The 19,035-nt window shown below is 37.7% G+C and carries 18 protein-coding genes; 12 read left to right on the top strand and 6 right to left on the bottom strand.

The genetic code is table 11. The features are described from left to right. Positions 1-4: 4 nt before the first annotated feature. From ACM40_RS06245 to ACM40_RS06235, 3 genes are all read left to right on the top strand, one after another. The gene (locus tag ACM40_RS06245; RefSeq protein ID WP_048501977.1) at positions 5-2,662 is read left to right on the top strand and encodes a TonB-dependent receptor; all 2,658 of its coding nucleotides are present in this window, start codon (positions 5-7) and stop codon (positions 2,660-2,662) included. A gap of 4 nt (positions 2,663-2,666) precedes the next feature. Beyond that, positions 2,667-3,848, top strand: coding sequence for an alpha/beta hydrolase (locus tag ACM40_RS06240; protein ID WP_048501976.1), 1,182 nt, complete (start codon positions 2,667-2,669; stop codon positions 3,846-3,848). A 187-nt stretch (positions 3,849-4,035) separates the two neighbouring features. Beyond that, positions 4,036-5,541 carry an adenosine kinase gene (locus ACM40_RS06235; protein WP_048501975.1) on the top strand — a complete coding sequence of 502 codons (1,506 nt, stop codon included), beginning with the start codon at positions 4,036-4,038 and terminating at the stop codon, positions 5,539-5,541. An 82-nt stretch (positions 5,542-5,623) separates the two neighbouring features. Here ACM40_RS06235 and ACM40_RS06230 read toward each other — a convergent pair whose 3' ends face one another. Next, positions 5,624-6,085 (bottom strand): hypothetical protein, encoded by a 462-nt coding sequence (locus tag ACM40_RS06230; RefSeq protein WP_048501974.1) that lies wholly within the window; start codon positions 6,083-6,085, stop codon positions 5,624-5,626. 220 nt (positions 6,086-6,305) lie between these two features. Between ACM40_RS06230 and ACM40_RS20895 the strand changes: the two genes are divergently transcribed. Beyond that, positions 6,306-6,476, top strand: a complete 171-nt coding sequence (locus ACM40_RS20895; protein WP_409515112.1) for a bacteriocin-like protein — start codon at positions 6,306-6,308, stop codon at positions 6,474-6,476. Positions 6,477-6,678: 202 nt separating this feature from the next. On the opposite strand, the gene ACM40_RS06225 is transcribed toward ACM40_RS20895, so the two are convergent. Together ACM40_RS06225 and ACM40_RS06220 are read right to left on the bottom strand one after the other, a co-directional pair. After that, positions 6,679-7,782, bottom strand: a complete 1,104-nt coding sequence (locus ACM40_RS06225) for an HNH endonuclease (protein WP_048501973.1) — start codon at positions 7,780-7,782, stop codon at positions 6,679-6,681. A gap of 228 nt (positions 7,783-8,010) precedes the next feature. Further along, a complete protein-coding gene (locus ACM40_RS06220) occupies positions 8,011-8,292 on the bottom strand; it encodes a helix-turn-helix domain-containing protein (RefSeq protein WP_048501972.1) in 282 nt (93 codons plus the stop codon). 351 nt (positions 8,293-8,643) lie between these two features. Here ACM40_RS06220 and ACM40_RS06215 point away from each other — a divergent pair, with 351 nt between their 5' ends. Further along, positions 8,644-9,321 carry a hypothetical protein gene (locus tag ACM40_RS06215; RefSeq protein WP_048501971.1) on the top strand — a complete coding sequence of 226 codons (678 nt, stop codon included), beginning with the start codon at positions 8,644-8,646 and terminating at the stop codon, positions 9,319-9,321. 355 nt (positions 9,322-9,676) lie between these two features. Here the strand turns inward: ACM40_RS06215 and ACM40_RS06210 are convergent, their stop codons facing one another. The 3 genes from ACM40_RS06210 to ACM40_RS06200 all read right to left on the bottom strand — a co-directional run bounded on the left by ACM40_RS06210 (position 9,677) and on the right by ACM40_RS06200 (position 13,913). Continuing rightward, positions 9,677-12,076, bottom strand: a complete 2,400-nt coding sequence (locus tag ACM40_RS06210; protein ID WP_048501970.1) for a hypothetical protein — start codon at positions 12,074-12,076, stop codon at positions 9,677-9,679. A 142-nt stretch (positions 12,077-12,218) separates the two neighbouring features. After that, on the bottom strand, positions 12,219-12,692 hold the full coding sequence (locus tag ACM40_RS06205) for an SRPBCC family protein (protein WP_048501969.1): 474 nt from the start codon (positions 12,690-12,692) through the stop codon (positions 12,219-12,221). 399 nt (positions 12,693-13,091) lie between these two features. Beyond that, the gene (locus ACM40_RS06200) at positions 13,092-13,913 is read right to left on the bottom strand and encodes an alpha/beta fold hydrolase (RefSeq protein ID WP_048501968.1); all 822 of its coding nucleotides are present in this window, start codon (positions 13,911-13,913) and stop codon (positions 13,092-13,094) included. Positions 13,914-14,392: 479 nt separating this feature from the next. Between ACM40_RS06200 and ACM40_RS06195 the strand changes: the two genes are divergently transcribed. The 7 genes from ACM40_RS06195 to ACM40_RS06165 all read left to right on the top strand — a co-directional run bounded on the left by ACM40_RS06195 (position 14,393) and on the right by ACM40_RS06165 (position 18,806). Beyond that, positions 14,393-15,325 carry a ring-cleaving dioxygenase gene (locus tag ACM40_RS06195; protein WP_048501967.1) on the top strand — a complete coding sequence of 311 codons (933 nt, stop codon included), beginning with the start codon at positions 14,393-14,395 and terminating at the stop codon, positions 15,323-15,325. A 52-nt stretch (positions 15,326-15,377) separates the two neighbouring features. Next, positions 15,378-15,671 carry a GNAT family N-acetyltransferase gene (locus tag ACM40_RS06190; RefSeq protein WP_048501966.1) on the top strand — a complete coding sequence of 98 codons (294 nt, stop codon included), beginning with the start codon at positions 15,378-15,380 and terminating at the stop codon, positions 15,669-15,671. Positions 15,672-15,730: 59 nt separating this feature from the next. Beyond that, positions 15,731-16,684 carry a VOC family protein gene (locus ACM40_RS06185; protein WP_048501965.1) on the top strand — a complete coding sequence of 318 codons (954 nt, stop codon included), beginning with the start codon at positions 15,731-15,733 and terminating at the stop codon, positions 16,682-16,684. Between the two features lie 2 nt (positions 16,685-16,686). Further along, the gene (locus tag ACM40_RS06180) at positions 16,687-17,307 is read left to right on the top strand and encodes an alpha/beta hydrolase (RefSeq protein WP_048501964.1); all 621 of its coding nucleotides are present in this window, start codon (positions 16,687-16,689) and stop codon (positions 17,305-17,307) included. Positions 17,308-17,378: 71 nt separating this feature from the next. Then, the gene (locus tag ACM40_RS06175; protein ID WP_048501963.1) at positions 17,379-17,726 is read left to right on the top strand and encodes a hypothetical protein; all 348 of its coding nucleotides are present in this window, start codon (positions 17,379-17,381) and stop codon (positions 17,724-17,726) included. Between the two features lie 174 nt (positions 17,727-17,900). Next, positions 17,901-18,212: a hypothetical protein gene (locus ACM40_RS06170; protein ID WP_048501962.1), complete on the top strand. Its 312-nt coding sequence runs from the start codon at positions 17,901-17,903 to the stop codon at positions 18,210-18,212. A 9-nt stretch (positions 18,213-18,221) separates the two neighbouring features. Next, the gene (locus ACM40_RS06165) at positions 18,222-18,806 is read left to right on the top strand and encodes a Crp/Fnr family transcriptional regulator (RefSeq protein WP_048501961.1); all 585 of its coding nucleotides are present in this window, start codon (positions 18,222-18,224) and stop codon (positions 18,804-18,806) included. Positions 18,807-19,035: the final 229 nt, after the last annotated feature.

The raw sequence follows: 19,035 nt of genomic DNA, 5'->3' as shown, positions 1-19,035 counted from the left end.
ACATATGAAGACTAGATTTTTAAATACAAAAATAACTGTAGCCATACTTTTTCTGACCGCCTCCTCAAATCTGCTGGCCCAGAAAAAAGAAGCTGATACAGCGAAAGCAAAAGATATCGATGAAGTAATCGTGACCGGGGTATTCGATAAAAGAACAAGGATGAATGCTCCTGTGGCCATCTCTGTTCTGAAAAGCGAGGTCATTGAGAAGCAGGTCCCTGTAAGTGCCGCAGATCTGCTGAAAAACGTTCCGGGTGTATACGTGAACTCATCATTGGGAGAAATCCGGAACAATGTAAGCTCAAGAGGAATCAGTGCTGGTTCTGCAGACGGTACGTTCGCTTATGAATACATATCGATGCAGGAAGACGGTTTGCCTGTCACCAATACCACTTATTATAATTATGGCCCGGACTTTTTCCTGAGAGCAGATGCCACGATTTCCCAGATTGATGCGGTAAGAGGAGGACCTGCCTCTATTACGGCTGCCAACGCACCGGGAGGAATTTTCAATTATATTTCCAAAACAGGAGGCAGTAAATTCGAAGGGGAAATCCGTGCGAAATATGGAATCCAGGGAGCTAATAACTCAGGGTATCACAGAATAGATGCCGACTTTGGAGGACCTTTGGGAAATAACTGGTTTTTTAACGTCGGCGGCTTTTACCGGTATGATTTAGGGGCCCGGTATGCAGGCTATCCGTTTAACAACGGGGGCCAGGTAAAAGCAAATATTGTAAAAAAATACAATAAGGGAAGTCTTAAGGTTTTCCTTAAATATCTGGATGACAGAAATGGCTATGCCCAGCTGATTCCTACCAGAAACTATACGTCTCCCGAACCGGCAGAAGGGTTCAACAGCAGTTCGTCTATGCTTATTCCGGAGCTGCAGTACAATTCTCCGGATTTTATTCATGGAGGTAATGTAGATTATAATTCGGGTCGTTTGGTAAGCAATAAATACCGTTCTGTAGGTTTGAACTGGGATCATAACCTTGGAAATGACTGGAAATTGTTCTTCGCAAGCAAATATTCCGATAATGATGTAGTACAGAACAGTGTAGGCAACTCTTTTCTTACCTCGCTGGATGATATGACCTCTTATTTCTTAGTCGGTGGACTGGGAATCGGGACTTACTCCTTTAAAGATGCACTTACAGGACAGGAACTTGCGAGCGTGAATTCTACCCTGGGAGCCGGTGGACTGCCGGTTTACCAAATCACTAAAAACCAGCTTCCGGGTCAATCGATCCAGAATAATTCATTTGCAATGTCTGCGCTTAATTTTTATGAAAATAAAGTGAAAGAATCCATGAATCAGCTGACCATCAATAAAAAATGGGACCGTATGAATTTCTCATTTGGAGGATATTACGGTTATTCTGATGTATGGCGCTTTTCCGGAATTAACGGGATAGGGCTTACAACTCTGGAGAACAGGCCGAGAATGCTTACGGTAAGCTTAACGGGTTTCACTACTTTGGATTTTACAAAACCGGGCGTTTACCAGCTGACTAATGCTGACGGTTTTGCACAGGCAGCGGGCAGTACAGGAGATTTGATTGAATTTAAAGCCAAACAGCAGCAGGGAGCCGTGTTTTTCGGGCATACCTGGGATATTACAGACCACCTGACCCTGGATTGGGGAATCCGGTATGAAAAAGTATGGATCAAAGGGGATAATACAAGAACGTATCTGTTTTCAGATAAAAACGGAGGGACGGATAGTAACATCTTTACCCTGTACAATAACAATGCTTTAACGAAACTTACCAATGTTGCCTATAGCAGGCAGCTGGAAAACTTTTCCTATTCAGCGGCGGTGAATTATAAGTTTAATAATAATGTAGCCGTATATGCCAGATATTCTAAAGGCAGCAAATCTCCGGATCTTGATATGTTTTTTGCAGCCAACAGGCCGGAAACCATAGATTTGCTAAACCCGCAATCCAGAAAAACACAGCAGGTGGAAATGGGATTTAAGACTAAAACTACCTATTTTGATGCCTTCATAACCCCTTTTTACAGTTTGCTGAGCAATATTCCGTACAGCTTTATGGCCGATGACGGCAAAGGCGGATTTTATACCACACCGTCCCTGTACAATAAAAATGAAACCTTTGGGATTGAATTGGAAACCAATATAAAACCGGCTGATAATTTCAATATCAGAGCTGTGCTTACCCTTCAGGACCCGAAAGTTAAAGAAGGATATTTATGGAATCTGGGAAATGCCGGCCCTTCGGATGATACCGTTTCCTCGTATTCGGGAACTACGATTGCCTATACTCCTAAAATTATGGCCCACGTCACTCCCAACCTGAAAATCGGGAAGGCATACGGGTTTGTAACCTGGAGCTATATGGGTAAAAGAGAAGGAAGCAATACCAATGTTTATAAACTTCCGGGATTTTCACAGTTTGATCTTGGAATAGGGTATAACCTAAATGAAAATATCAGTATGCTGGTCAATGTAAATAATGTGTTTAATAAGTATGGTGTGATGAGTTATCAGAGGCCGGGAACGCTTCAGCAGCAGCTTGCCGGCTTCGAAAACTTTACCCAGGCAGAATATAATACAGCAGTAGCGAATAATACACCTTACTTCACCATTGCCATTCCGCCCACGTCCGCTTATCTTACGGTAACCTATAAATTTTAGTATCATGAAAAAGTTTTTCAATATGTTTTTTGCCGTTTTGCTCTTCATTATCCTGGTTTTACTGGTTATTTCCATGATTTCAGTGTATCTGAAAACGCCGATGTATCTGAGCGGTTACAGCAGTTCGTTTACCATGCAGTTCAATTCCCAGTTTGTGGTTTTGAGCTTGATATTGATAGGTATCTGTTTCTTTTTCTATAGATATGGAAAGTATTGGCGGAAATTACTTCGGGTTAATTTAATTCTTTCAGTGCTGTTTTTTCTGGCCCAGATTTATTTTACGGCTGTGCTGTTTTCTACTGCTAAAAAATACAACACCAAAGTTTCCTTTTCTCAGGGTTTAAAAAGCCAGCAAGCCCCGGTAAAGCCTTCAGAAACCTATTCTTATCTTACTATTTACGGTGAAGAACAGCATATAGATGTTTTCCGGCCGGAAAAAAGATCTCCGGTACCTGCAATCCCCGTTATCCTTGTGCATGGCGGTGCTTTTATCGAGGGAAACAGGACCCAGGTTGGCTATGCTGCCAATTGGTTTAAAGATCATGGGTATACCGTTTTCTCCATTGATTATCCTTTAGGAAAAGAAGACCGGCACAACTGGGAATCTGCTGTTAATTCTGTAGTCACTTCAATGGGATTCGTGGTGAAAAATTCAAAAAAATTCAATGTTGACCCGGACAAAATAGTTTTGGTAGGCGGTTCTGCAGGGGCAGCTTTGGTGATGCAGGCAGATTTAGGATTGAGGCAGGGTTTTGCCAAATCTTACGATTCTCCACAGCCTCCGTTGCCGGCAGGAGTTATTGCGATTTATCCGCCTGTCAGCCTATCCGAACTCTGGCAGAAAATAGATGAGAAAAAGAATATCGACCTCAAATACGCAGCAAGAAGATATCTCGGAGGTTCACCTTCCGAATTTCCACAACGCTATGCCCAGCTGAATTTAATAGACCAGCTTTCCAAAGGCATTTCCCCTACATTTATTATTGCCGGAGAAATAGACCACGTTGTGAATGTAGAAGCTACAAGAACATTTGTGAAAAAAGCCACAGAATTGAAACTTCCCGTCTCGTATGTTGAAATTCCTTATGGTGAACACGTTTTTGATGCCAATTCCAATTCCATTGCCGGGCAGATTGAATGGAACAAAATAGGGGAGTTTTTGAAAAATAATCATCTGGAAAACTGACAGCTCTATTCATAATCAGTTTAAAAAGCATTGTATAGTATCATTACAATGCTTTTTTTGAGCCCGTTTGTGAAATATCTTGATAGAATTGCGTGGTATGCATTAACTTTGTAGATTTATTAAAACTTTTCAGCAGAATTGTTTTAATGATAAGTGCATCACCTATGCAAAAACTTCCCACATTAATATGAAAAGATATCTTACTTATATTTTGCTCCTTGGATTTCCTTTTTTCGGCGGTCAGAATAAAATGGCTGCACAATCCACCTATGCTCAGGACTGGAAATTATCCGAGCAGAAGAATGAAGCTCTTGCTTTTGATGCAGATATACAATTATCGGATGCGGAAATAGCATTGGATAAAAAATTATTTCAGCTGAGAAAACAAGTCCTTACCGAAGCAGAAACCAAAAAAGTATCCCTGTTCAACAGCTCTTTTAATGAATTGAAACCCCTGATTGAAACCAGCAGCCTGTTTAAAATCATCCGGATGATGCCGAAAGGTGGATTGCTGCACAGTCACAGCGGAGGGCTGGCAGATGTGAAATGGGTAATTTCGGCGGCAAGAAAATATCAGGAATGCTATGTTTACGATCAGAAGGATAATGACCGCTATATTTTCGGTCAGCTTGCTTTTTTTGCAAAAGAAAATGTTCCGCAAGGATTTGTGAGTCTGGATAAGAAACTGGCTTCGGACCCCGGTTTTGAAAAGCAACTGCAGGATCTTCTTACCTTAAAAAGGGATAAGCTCTGTACCTATACGGATTACTGGGTGGAGTTTGAGAAACGTTTCAAACGCATCAATCTCCTGCTGCCTTACCGTCCTTTCTTCAAAGAATATTATCTGAAGGGTTTTCAGGATCTGGCCAAAGATCATGTACAGCATGTAGAGATCAGGTTTATATTGGATGAGCTTTACGATTTTCAGCATGGAAAATATCCTTTAAAAACTTCCATTACAGATCTACAGGACGTTCTTAAGCAAGTCCGCCAAACGAATCCGGAATTCAGCTTAAAATTAATTTATTCCAGCTTTAAATTTCTGGACCCGGAAAGTGTGGAAAAACAGCTTGAAACTGCTTTTGAGCTCAAAAAAGAATTCCCGGACATGATTTCGGGTTTTGATCTTGTGGCGGATGAGGCTGCCGGAAACAGCATTTATTCCTTTCAGAAAGACTGGATGAAGCTGAATGAACTTTCTAAAAAATATGGGGTAGAAATGCCGCTTTTCCTTCATGCCGGCGAAAGCAATTCTATCTTTAATAAGAATATTCTTGATGTTGCTTTACTGAATAACCGGCGGATAGGGCATGGCCTTAACCTGATCTATTTCCCGGCCACGATGGAAGAGGTCAGGAAGCAGGATAAGCTGGTTGAGGTAAGCCCCATCAGTAACCAGGTTTTAGGCTATGTAAGCGACCTGAGGAACCATCCTGCAAGGGTTTTGCTGAGCAACGGTGTGCAGTGCTCCATTAACAGCGATGATCCATCAGTGTATGGTTATGACGGCCTCAGCTATGATTTCTGGGTAGCTTTTATGTATTGGGAGCTGGATGTGAAAGCACTTAAAAAGCTTGTCTTTAACTCTGTTAATTATTCTTCTTTGAATAAAAACCAGAAAAAGGAAGCCATTTCGTATCTGGACAAGCAGTGGAATGATTTTGTTCAAAAGGGAAATACAACTTTAAACTAAAATCTCTGTATATATTTTATAGATAAAAACAGCATCATTAATGGTGCTGGTTGTTTTTAATATTCCGGGAAATTTAAAAAAATTAACGGACAAGAAGATAGATTCCGACACCAATTGCTGCATAAGCCACAACCGTAATGATATCAGCGATGGGCTGTGAAAATCGTTTTTCTGCAATTTTCTCACTATTGATCTGGTTCTTATGGAATTTCAAGATTTTTTTAGGATTATGAACCGGGTGGGCTACCAGGCTGTCGCTTTCCCACTTATCAACGATTACTTTGTAGCTCCTGCCGTCCACGTCTATTTTCACATTTTTACCGGCGGCAAGTTTCTCCTGAACATTTACCGGGGTAGCCATTGGCTGTGGGTTTTGGGATTCGGCTGCTGCATTTTTCATTGTGGCAGTATTATTACCAGCCATAGCAGCATTATCTTTAGACTGTTTATTGTTGGTTGCCGGATCCGCTGGCTTTTTTACCTGATAAGTATAGCAGCTGGTAAGGGAACATAATATAATGATGAAATAAAGATTCTTTCGCATGAGCCAAATTTAAGAATTAAACGGAATATTTGGTGTTTTCTTTTGAAAGATGATAGTTTTTGTTTTGATACTATTATTGAGGAGATTTTGGAGAATAGAAAAAGTAAGCCTTACTTTCCAGCAGAAAATAAAAACTTTGTGAAGCAGAGAGTATGGAATTTATTATTCACACAATAAAGAATTTATGTATATTTAGCCTTCAACAAATTAAAATTTAAGCATGAAAAAATTCAAAAAACTTTCAAGAGAAAATTTAAAAGCAATTAAGGGTGCTGGTAATCCAATTGTGTGTCCAGCTAAATACTATCTCAAATGTGAATCGATATATGTATGCGATCCAGACCAGGGTATTTACGACTGCTTATGTTCTTGCGTTCCAATTGGCTCTTAAAAAACTAACACCCTAACTAAAGGGTGTTTTTTATTAATTATTAATTTGACTGCATAAGGCAAATCTGAGAATTAAATGGAATATTTTGTGAGTTTGTTTTGAAGATGGTGGTTTTTTTTTGTTTTTAGATGTTTGATTTATAATATTAAAAACCACACGAAAGGATTCGTGCGATAGTGGTAAGAGGTTTTAATATAAAAATTTATTTTTTGATATAAAAGAATTTTATAAATTCTACTGACAGAAGATTTGAAACCTCTGTTATCATTTCTTTAGTAATTTGCTTTTCATGTCCATAACGTTTTATAAAAACCTCGTCAACGCATCGGGATATTAATTCTTTTAGTTCTTTGCTTTGTTGCTTTTCAACTCCTATTTTTACGATTCTATCCATTTTTTCTGTTATCAAATTATAGTATCGTGGAGAAATTATCGGTAGATCTTGAAAGTCTTTTGTTGTTATATTTATTTTTATATCCTTTTTCAATTCTTTTTTGTGATTTACATCATAACAATATGTAGACCTAATTGGCTTTCCTTCATAAGAATCAGACAGCATGATTAAGAATGAAAATGAACTAAAGAATTCTACATAAGCAACCAAATTTTTATTCCTTTTACTGGATTCCACGTGAATCAGGTGGCAAATCTCCTTAGGTTCCTTTTTATAAAATTTTTCTATATGATAGTGTTTACATAAAGAGTTCTTTTTTTCATGTTTAAGTATTTCAATTGTCTTCTTTACTTCGGTAAAAACCGTATGTACATAAATAAAATAATTTAATGCAATTTTAGTGATCCCATTTAGTGCTTTTTCACCTCCTATAGTCTGGTTTACGGTAATAGGTTCATTTAAATAAGCATATGTATGCACAGCGTTTTTTATAATATCATCTACTGCTATTTGTGGATATTTTCTGTTTAATCCTTTAGCAATTTGATTTAATTCTCGATCATTTCTTGCTTTTATATTTATTATGACCTGATTGTCTTTTGTAATCTCTTCCACGGTAGGTTTAGAATAATATGGCTTTCCACCAGATAATAAATGAATTTCTTCATCATTTTTTGTTTTAGCACCTTTTAAAGTAGGATGGCTACCACGATCTCTTTCGACATTTAGAAATGTACTTAAAAACAAAAGTTGTTGAGATAATATATTGTCAAAATTTTTTCCGAAATCAGAATTACATTTTTTGCATAATAAACTTTTTGATTTTAGTTTACCACCGATAGAATTTAATAAAATATGTTCATTACTTGAATTTTTTTCGGTTAATTCATTCTCACAAGAGTAACATTGCATGATAGATATCGTAGTTTGGTTAAATATGTAAAACTTACTTTCTTAAAAATTATAACTGTCGCTTAAAACTGCTTCTAATTGATTTTATAAAAATATAATCTATAACAAATATATAAATCAATATAATTTGCTTTTTACGGAAAGCTGTAAAAAGCAAAAATAAAAATCATCATAAATTTTTGTATCCGTATTTTCACGGAATTTCGACATAAAAAATCCCAACTTTCGTCAGGATTTTTTTGTTTTAATTTCTTTAATATCGTATTTCTTTTCTTTAATTGGTTCATCAGGTATGAAATCCTTAATTGAACAACCTAATGCTATTGCAATTAAATTTAAGTGAATTAAGTTATATTTAGCTTTTTTAGAAGGTGCCTCTATTTGTGAAATGAATCCAATATTCTTACCAATCGAAAGAGATAACTCTTCTTGGGTAATACCTTTTGTTTCGCGTATTTCTTTTATACGTTTTATAACAAATCTTTCTATTTCGTCTAATGATTCATTCATAAGTCAAAGTGAATGAAAAACATCAAAAAATATTATGTACTATAGTACATATTTGAAAAATTATTTTATATTTGCAAAATAAGTTACAATAAAAGTAGCTTTGCGATACTTCAAAGAATATTAGAAGCTATTGCTTAGAATCTCGCTCTGAAAACTGGTAATTTTAAGCGTACGAGATGATAAGCTAGAAGCTCACGACCTAGGCGTGGGCTCTCTTATCTGTACGTAAGGTATACCAGTACCTCAGAGCGGATATTGTAGAGTCCCATGCCGTTTTATTTTCATGCCGTTCTGTTTTCTACAATCTTTTTCTAAGCCGCTTCACCATATAAAGTATCATGATAGGGTACAATGGAGTGTACAATCCATTGCGGCTTCAGGGCTTTCACGGGAACACAAATATTATCATATTTTTTCTGGCCTGTACGGGAAGGAAGTTCAGGCGGACTTCCTTCTTATGGCCACAGAAACAGATATTATAAAATCATTCATTACAAATACAAACGCATGAAAAAAACAAGAATACATTTTGAGCCCCGGCTTTGGGAAGGCGGCAGGAAGCGCTCCGGGCTACAACTGATGGAAACGTTTTTCCGGTTCAACGATCTGGCATCCTCTAAAAAACAGCTAAACAGCATTATGAATTACGCTGTAAAAAGAAATACATGGATAAAGGAAGATTCGGCCGTTATCTTTCAGTTTCACCAGTCTATGCGGTCGTTTGTGCGTGCAGGCTACTTCATGATGCTGAAAGAAAAGAAACGGATCGCAGATACTCAGCTGGAAAGTGCTTCTCCATTGGTTCTCGGCCTGCTTTCGGAGAAGGAATACCAAAATCCGCTGCTGGTATTCAGGAAAGCATTCAAAGAGTACAGCATACAGGAATTCGATTATTTTATGTCCGGGATGGTTTATTTCTCACTGGGAGCCTACGACCATCTGCCGGAAAGAAATATCGTAAGCCCGTACATCCACCTGCTGAAAATGCTGGATGCAGCCCACCTTATTCTTGAGAGGAAAGGGAAATAATACATGCAGCGAACGAATAGAATTTTATTAACGCAAAGGCTTATTTTTAATAATGCATAGTTTAGGAAGCAAAGAAGGAATCAATCGAGGATTGATTCGATGAAGCAGGCGTTTTATCTATCCGCTTCATCAGCGGTGAAACGCTATCCTTTGCTTTCCTTAAAATCAAAAGAGTATTATAAAACCTTTGCGTTAAAAAAACGGTCCGCTCGACGGTTCTCATTCAGAATTCCAAAAAATTCTTTCCAAAAACCTTAAAAAAGACAATAAAAAATAAACTGCTTAAAATGTTGAATTGAAATAAACAAAAAGCCTTTCAGAAAAACTGAAAGGCTTTTGAATCCGGAGAACGTTATTATTTAAAGATTTTCTGATCATAAAGAAGATTGTCGTCTTCATCAAAGCTTATGATCAGCACTTTGTACTGTTTGGCGCTGTCGTTATTAAAGAATTTAATTCTTGGAGGAACATAATCGCTGTCGAATAAATTGGGATTCCAGTAAAGGGTTTCCCGGGTATCGTTTTCAATTTTCTTTGCAGGATCATCATTATCCAGCATTTCGATAGGAAATTCCGAAGGTTTATCATATCCTTTTATGACAGATGAATTGTTTTTCTGCGCTTCTTTTTCATTGCTTTTAGATTTCATATTCCCTTTCATGGTATAGATGAGTACTGCATCACCAATTAATCCGGCTCCTTTAAGAATTTTTACCATAGCGATATTGCTGACAGGAAGGTTGGCAATCATTGAAGGATCGGTAGGTATTTCATCTAAATACAGCTTAGCCTGCTGATTGCGGATATAAGGGACATTAACTCCTGAATTATTCCGTTGAAACGTTAAACCGGCCGCCCGTCCCTGTAGCCAGTCGAATATATTATTGGATCCCGCAACATGCTGGTCTTCATTCACGAAATCGAATATAGTGGAATTCATAGAGCTAAACATTCCTGTGGACAGTTGTTTGTCCAGCTCTTCTTTGGGATCCTGCTTTTTTCCTACCAGTTTTACTTCTTCAATCTGCACATCAGCATTCTCGATTTTTTTTGTGTTTTTCTGAGTGTTGATAGCCCTGGAAATGGTTGGAGAAACGGTTTTATTTTCACCGGCTTTTACTAATGTATATTTTGTCCCCGGGAAATTGCCGTTAAATGATACGGGATTTACTAATGGTTCTACAGTGACGAATAAATTATCAGTGCCGGATTCTTTATTATTTTCTGAATTCACAAACAATGAAACATCGAGAGGTTCATCATAGGTAATGTTATTTAAATAAGCATATCCGTTTTGATCTGTTATAAATTGATTAATGGAAGGTTCATTTTTACCTAATCTCAAGACTAAGTTTACAGGGGTGTTGATCAGCATGGAGCCATTTTTAATGGGCTTTACCTTGTAAGAAAGATAGGGTTGGGAATTCGTTTTAATGGTGGGCACAGACCCGCTAAGTAAGGCATTCCAGTCGAATCTCTGCCAGCTTTCAGAAATAAGGAGTGCGTCCAAAGCTTCAGTATTGGCATTTTGAGAAAAATATTGCGCCGGGCTGTCTATTTTTGCAGTAAAATCTCCCGTTAACCAAAGTGCGCTCAGTATATTTTCTTCTTCCGGGTTTTGGGTACCGTCGTCCTCACTTACCAGAACGGTATAATTTTTAAAATAAGACTCCGGGGAAAGATCAATGCTGTTAAAAGATCTTGGGGTTTGTTTTATGTTCTGGCCTACAATTTCTGCTTTCTCAATCTTTAAATTGCCGGGTTTTATAAAGCAAAGTCTTTTGGCAACCAGATTGTCTTGCTCATCAAAAATGGCTAATTGCAGAATACCGTTGGCTCCATTGCTTATTTTTGTAGGAATAAGACTTGTAGCTTCGTTGGTTAACTGATTGATATTGGCTTTATAGGCCAGGTGATTATTAATGGTTCCTACAATTTTATAATTTTGAAGCTGTTGTTTCAGGTTGACGCCTTTTAGGGTATATTTAACGCCTTCTTTAGAGCTGTACACCTGTAAATTGAGGCCGCTGTCTGCAACCTGTGGCAAATCTATAGTCTGGTTTTTTCCTGCATTGTCCTGAATAATTACCTGGTATTTTTTTCCTGAAGCAGGAGTTATTTTAAAAGAGGCGACATTTCTGTCAAAAGATTTAAATGTAGTAACAGGGACATTGGGATTTTGGGTATCTATTACTTTTCCGGACCAGTTTTCCGGCAGGGAAGTATTGCTAGATAATCTTACGGCAAATTTCGAAGGAACCCCGTTAATGAAAGTTCCGCCTTCCGGAAAGGCTTTTGCAGACCAATCAGAGTTCTTAGAAATTACCAATGATTCTGTGGAGTGGGGATTGTACACCGGAATGGTTTTCACCACCTGAAAATCTTCGTTAAAATTGGTCATGTAAGGCGTATAAGCTCTTACAAAATACACCTGTTCGGGAAGGTTTTCTTTCAGTTGAAAATCTCCGCTTCCTTCACCATTGGTCAGGAGTACCGTTTTCCAATCTATTAATTTTTTATCAGAATTGTACAGTTCAACAAATAGAGTGGTAGATAATGCAGAACGGTTATACCCATCAAATACAAAACTTTTAAACCACATTTTGTCACCAGCTGCATACTGTGATTTATCGGTAAGCAGGTATACTTTTTCTTGTCCGTAATTCTCAAGACGGGTAATTGCTTTTTCCAGTTTAGTTTGTGCCAATACAGGTTGTACCATGGAAATAAGCAATACGAAGAACATATTTTTCATAGAAATCTCAACGCATTTTAATTCGGTGCTAATGTAACGATTTAAAGGGTTTGAGCGTTGATATTTTAGCTTCTTATTTTATAACATTTTCTGTTGGATTTTGTACAAATGAAAAGAATATTGTAAATATGACGTTAAACGTCTATGATGCCACTTCCGTTGATGACTGCTCTTGATTCAGAAAGGGGGTGCCTCTGCCTGTTTCCAGGTATAATTTCAAGCTTGCAGTAAATTGTTTCCATCCGTCTGTGCAGATTTCGTAACATTCAGTATCGGGATGCAATCCGAGATGGGTAAGATGTAATTCTGTTCCACCGCTGTTCTCAGTGATTTCCCAAATAATTGTTGTGCCGATCCATTCTTTTTGATTTTTTAATCCTGAAATATTCAACAATGAATCTTCCACGTACCATACTGCTTTTTTACCAGGAATCAGTTCCTGTACTTTAAACTTTTTAAAAATATGTTCCCCGAAATGAATAGTAAAAGATTTATCCTGTTCATTGGAAGAACCTTCAAACATCTCTGTCCACCAAAAGGGTATGCCATTGGTCAGGGCGCCAAATACGCTTTCCGGATGAGCATCCAGTTGTACTGTATTATTATAATTTTCCATATAGATTATTTTTAGTTTCCTTAAGGATGTTAAGCTATTTTAAGCAAAATATTTAATTATTGCCTTAAGGTTTAATTGGCGATATATTGACTCGAATTTATATTTTAAATTTTTTTTACCTCTTGGCATATGGCAAGATTTTATTTTGAAAATTGAATTCAAATACTTACTCTGAATAATGTATAGCACAAACATCTGTGTAAATACGTGGGATCTGTGGGATTTAAAAAACAGCGGTTTTCTCATTTCTTCCCACGGATTTCACAGATTGCACGAATGATTGCTTCATAATTTTACCCATAAAGTATAGCATAAGCATCTGTGTAAATCCGTGAGATCTGCGGGAAATAAAAAAAGGCGAATCACAAGATTCACCTTTTCTATACTATAATAAGTTCGTTATAACTGGATAAACTCCAAAAGATCTTTATTGATGGTTGCGTGTTCCGTAGTCGGCATTCCGTGAGGGAACCCCGGATACGTAATCAGCTTACCGTTCTTCAGTAATTTTGCAGATTTGATGGCCGAATTTTCAATCGGAACAATCTGATCATCTTCTCCGTGCAGTAGAAGAACCGGGATATCAACGGCTTTCAGATCTTCCGTGAAATCTGTTTCAGAAAAGGCTTTGATACCGTCATAATGAGCAACAATTCCACCCATCATTCCCTGTCTCCACCAGTTTCTCTGGATTCCTTCTTTAACATCGGCACCTTCTCTGTTGTATCCGTAGAAAGGAACTGTAAGATCTATATAAAATTGGTTTCTGTTATTCAGGGTTTGGTCTCTGATATTGTCGAAAACCTCCATTGGAACACCATCAGGATTGTTTTCGCTTTTTACCATTACTGGCGGAACAGCACTGATTAAAACTGCTTTTTTCGCTCTTCCGTTAGAATATTTATTGACATAACGGATCACTTCACCACCACCTGTAGAGTGGCCAATGTGAACTACGTCCTTCAAATCCAGGAATTCTACCAGCTCAGCCGCATCAGAAGCGTACTGCTCAATCGTATGATTGTAAATATTCTGGCTGGAACGGCCGTGGCCTCTTCTGTCATGCGTTACCACTCTGTATCCTCTCTGAAGGAAGAAAATTACCTGTGCATCCCAATCGTCTGATGACAATGGCCATCCGTGGTGAAACATCAGTACAGGTCCTTCTCCCTGATCTTTATAAAAAATTTCTGTTCCGTCTTTTAGTTTTAATGTGCTCATAATTTACTTTTTTTAAGTTGTTGTTAATATTTGTTTGGTTTTGTTCTTAATTCTTTAGCAAATTTAGTAAGGATTTCTTTTATAGAAATTAAACTAGATTAATTTCCGTTCATTTTGATGAAAAAAAAATGAAAAATATAGAATTATGCTCCTAAAGCTTAATAAGAGTCTTCACTTTTCTGTTCTTTATTTGTTTTAGCCTTTACTTTTTCATTCTGAATTTGTCGAAAAGTCTTTTAAATAAGGTTGTGAAAGATTCGTTATAATGAAAATTGAATAGATACTATATAAAGATAAAGGAGATTCATTATATATAGGAACCCTTCCATTATTCTAATATCATTTCACAAATGATACTTCAATATTATTCTGAGTTTAAAAAACAAAACCGCCCAAAGTGTAATTTATTAAACTAGTTAAATGTGCAGCATTTCCTGTCGCCATACATTTGTCATATAAAAATTAAACAATCAGCAAAAATGGAAAATAGAATATTAGGACTGCACCATATTACAGCAATTGCAGACAACGCAAAAAGAAATTTAGATTTTTATACCCAGGTTTTAGGTGTAAGATTGGTAAAGAAAACTGTCAACTTTGATGATCCGGGAACCTATCACTTTTATTTCGGAAACGAAGAAGGAACTCCGGGAACGATCCTGACTTTCTTTCCATGGGAGGGAATTGGTAAGGGAACTAACGGTTCCGGTTTGGCCACTCACATTGGATATTCAGTTCCAGAAGGAAGCTTGGAATTCTGGAAAAACAGGTTGGCCCAATTCAATGTTACAGTTGAAGAAGGTGAAATTTTCGGCGAAAAACTGATTTCATTCAACGATCCGGATGGCTTGCAGCTACAGTTCATTGAATCTTCAACACCGGATGACAGAAAAGTCTGGACAACCGATGATATTAAGGACGAAAATGCTTTAAAAGGATTCCACAACATCACTTTAACCCTGAAAAAAGCAGATCCTACCATTAAAGTTTTAACGGATATTTTCGGATACGCTTTACAGAAGCACGAAGGCGAAAGATACCGTTTTGCCACAGATGCCATTGAAACAGCCAATCTTGTGGATATCATCGAAAACGATAAGATTTTAGCAGGAAGAAATGCGGCAGGAACCAACCATCACGTGGCATTCAGGGTAAAAGATGACAATGTTTTAATGGAATTCCGTGAAAAAGTACTGTCTGCAGGATTAAGCATCACTCCTAAAATCGACAGAGATTATTTTTATTCCCTTTATTTCCGTGAGCCGGGCGGTGTTTTATTTGAAATTGCAACAGACAACCCCGGATTCACAGTAGACGAACCTTTAAATGAGTTAGGAACAAACTTAAAGCTGCCAAAACAGCACGAAGGATTGCGTGAAAGAATAGAAGAAGCCTTACCGAAGTTATCATAGGTCATCCCTCAGCTTTTAGAAAAATAATATTTTAGCAATAAACAATAAGCAAATGGAAACAACAAAAGTAGTTTTAGGAAATGTAAGAGGAGAGATTCAGCTTTTCTCAGATGATAAAAAAATCGGCAAAATGGATATTTCGGTAATGGGTAACAAGCTAACCGTTTATCACACCGAAGTTGATGATGAATATGCAGGAAATGGTTTTGCCAAATTATTACTCAACCAGCTGGTAGCATATGCCAGGGAGAACGGTTTGAAGATCGCACCGCTGTGTCCTTACGTTCATGCCCAATTCAAACGTCACCCCGAAGAATACAACGATGTCTGGTTAAAAGAAGATTAATCCGACCAACTTAACTTTAACCCAAAACCCGAAACATTAAACCCGAAACCCCAACAACTATGTCACTCATCACAGGACTTCACCACGTTACCGCCGTTACAGGCGACACCCAGGAAAATATAGACTTTTATACCGGAGTTTTAGGGCTTCGGCTGGTAAAAACAACCGTCAATTTTGATTATTCCGATGTTTATCATTTTTATTTCGGGGACGAATTCGGAACGCCCGGAACCATTATGACCACTTTTCCTTACGGTAAAGGTCTGGTGAACGGAAGACATGGCAAAGGAATGCTGAATACAACTGCTTTTTCACTGTCCATCGATGCCTTGGACTACTGGACGAACCGTCTGGAACAGTTTAATATTCCGTTTAAGCAGCCTCAGCAGAGGTTTTCCGGTGAAGTTTTTATGTATCTGGAAGATTTTGACGGATTGGGTCTCGAACTGGTCTTCAATGATAAAGATGACAGAAAAGGTTATTACAATGGGTTTATCCCGAAAGATTATGCCATCAAAGGAATTCACCACGTTGAAATCTGGCTGGATGCTTACGAAAGGACAGCAGCTTTATTAACTACCCAGATGGATCATCAGCTAATAGCTGAAAGCTCAGACAGATTCAGGTTCGGAACGGAAAATAAACCCGGGAAATACGTTGATCTGCTTTGTACTCCCAATGCTCTGAAAGGTCTGGCAGGAAGAGGAACAGTTCATCACGTTGCTTTTGCCACCCCGAATGCCGGGACACAGCTTGAAATGATTGAAAAATTAAACAAATTCGGATTGCAGCATACCGAAGTAAAAGACAGGAAGTACTTCACATCTGTGTATTTCAAAGAACCGGGCGGTGTTTTATTCGAAATTGCCACTTCAGGCCCGGGCTTCGATGTGGATGAAGAATTGGCATCTTTGGGGGAACATTTGAGTCTGCCGTCACAATTTGAAGAGAAAAGAGAACATTTGGTGGAAGTTTTACCAAAATTTAATTATCCAGCAGAAAAATACAGATAAAAATGAGCCATATTTTAGATATAAAAACAGGAGGGAAATCATTGAACGAAGCTGAAAAAGTTTTAATAATGATTCACGGAAGAGGTGGGAGCGCACAGGATATTTTGAGCCTGTCACAACATCTGAATGTGAAAGATTACGCTTTATTAGCGCCACAGGCAACTAATGGAACCTGGTATCCTTTTTCATTCATGGCTCCCGTTGAGCAAAACGAACCCTGGTTATCGTCAGCTCTCGAAACGGTCGGGAAAACTGTTCAAACTGCTTTGGATGCAGGAATAAAAGCTGAAAATATTTACTTTTTCGGGTTTTCACAAGGGGCATGTTTAACATTGGAATTTTTGGCAAGAAATGCGCAGAGATTTGGTGGAGCGGCAGCAATTATCGGTGGAGTTATCGGTGAAAAAATCAACCGTGAGAATTATAAAGGTGATTTTGCCCAAACTCCGGTTTTCCTGGGAACCAGCAGTCCGGATTTCCACGTTCCGGTGGAAAGAGTGTATGCAACTGCCAATATTTTAAAGGAGATGAATGCGGATGTTACGGAAAAAGTATACGCAAATTTCGGGCATTCTATCAATCAGGAAGAAATAGAACTGGCGAATTCTATTGTTTTTAAATAATTATTGGCCACGAATACACGAATTAAATTATTAGTGCATTCGTGGCTTCATAAGATAAAATCTAAGTCAGGATGAAAATCACAAGAATATTTAGTGACATTAACGGCGATTCTCACTTTGAAGATATCGAAATCCCATTAATCAATCAGGGAGAAATCGGATTTTTATCTGATGATATTAGTGTTAAAAAGCTACAGCTCAGAAAAGTTTCTGCGGAATATAATTACGATTTTCATTGTGCCCCACAAAAACAGTATATTGTATTACTGGATGGCGGTGTCGAGATAGAAACTTCGTTGGGAGAAATCAGGCAGTTTCAAACGGGAGAAATTCTTTTGGTAGAAGACATTTCCGGTAAGGGTCACAAAACGAAAAATCTTGAAAAGAAGGAAAGAACTTCAATTTTTATTCATTTGTAAAAAGATAAAAGACCGTGAAGCTAAGCATCAAATTATAATTTAACGCTAGCGTCTGATATCTAACCCAGTAACAGGTACTTACAATACAGAATCAAAAGATATAGCGTTTCGACTGCCCAGTATAATAATAGCGGGATCAGCTCCTAAAAAAATAACTTTGATACAACAATTAAAATGAAAACATTAAATTTTTTAGTCATTGGAAAAAATCAGGAAATTCTTGAAACACTAAAAAGAATTATCGAGAATAATGACGGCTGGCAAGCAGAAATACAGAGTGATGAAACAGTTTGTCAGGATTATATTAAAGAAAATGAGATAGATATTGTTTTGCTGAGCTCAGGATTGGATGAGGAATTTGAAAAAGAGATCAAAATTTTTTGTGAAAATATCGGCAAAGATGTCAAGGTAATCGACCATTACGGCGGTGGAAGCGGGCTTCTGAAGAACGAAGTTTACACACTTTTCCCTAATTTGCAGCCGTAAAATAAATTTATGTTTCAAAATATCATCAAAAACATCTCGCGATTTGTCACATTAACCCCGGAAGAAGAAAAAATTTATGAAGATTTGCTGACCCTTCAGAAGTTTCCCAAAAAAACACTTTTGCTTCGGGAAGGAGAGATTTGCCAGTTCGAGGGTTTTATCAAAGAAGGCTGTGTACGTACCTATTATCTTGATGAAAACGGCTTTGAAGTAACCCTTTTGTTTGCTGTTGAAGACTGGTGGATTACCGATATTGCTTCATTTAATAATCAAATCCCTTCTAAAATTTTTATCGAAACCCTGGAAGATACCGAAATTTACATGCTCACCCCGGAAACAAAGGAAGAATTGCTCCGGAAAGTTCCGAAGTTTGAGAGAGCCTTCCGATTGTTGATTCAACGTTATGTGGTGACGCTTCAAAATCGTCTGGTAAATACCATTTCTCAGCCTGCAACAGACCGCTATTTGGAATTTATCAGAGTATATCCTACCATTCCGCAGCGTGTGGCGCAATATTATATAGCTTCCTATCTTGGAGTTTCAAAAGAATTTGTAAGTACGATCAGAAAACGTCTTGCCAATAAAAATAAATAATACATCTACAATTCCCCTCCTCCGGAGGGGTGGCGAAAATTCGGAGAATTTTTGACGGGTGGTTTATACGCTGTGTAAACTATCCCGTCTTTTTATTTCACAAAAATCTATCTCTTTAATGAACAGGAATTGGTATGTAATTTTTTTTCACAAAAACGAATTTATTAAACTAGTTCAATGCATGCTATTTTCCATCATCTTAAATTTGTTCCATCAAAACGAATAAACA

It is taken from the genome of Chryseobacterium sp. BLS98 (assembly GCF_001045445.1).
Lineage (GTDB): Bacteria > Bacteroidota > Bacteroidia > Flavobacteriales > Weeksellaceae > Chryseobacterium.
The sequence above is the reverse complement of the archived record's forward strand: the minus strand, read 5'-3'. Positions and strand labels throughout refer to the sequence as shown.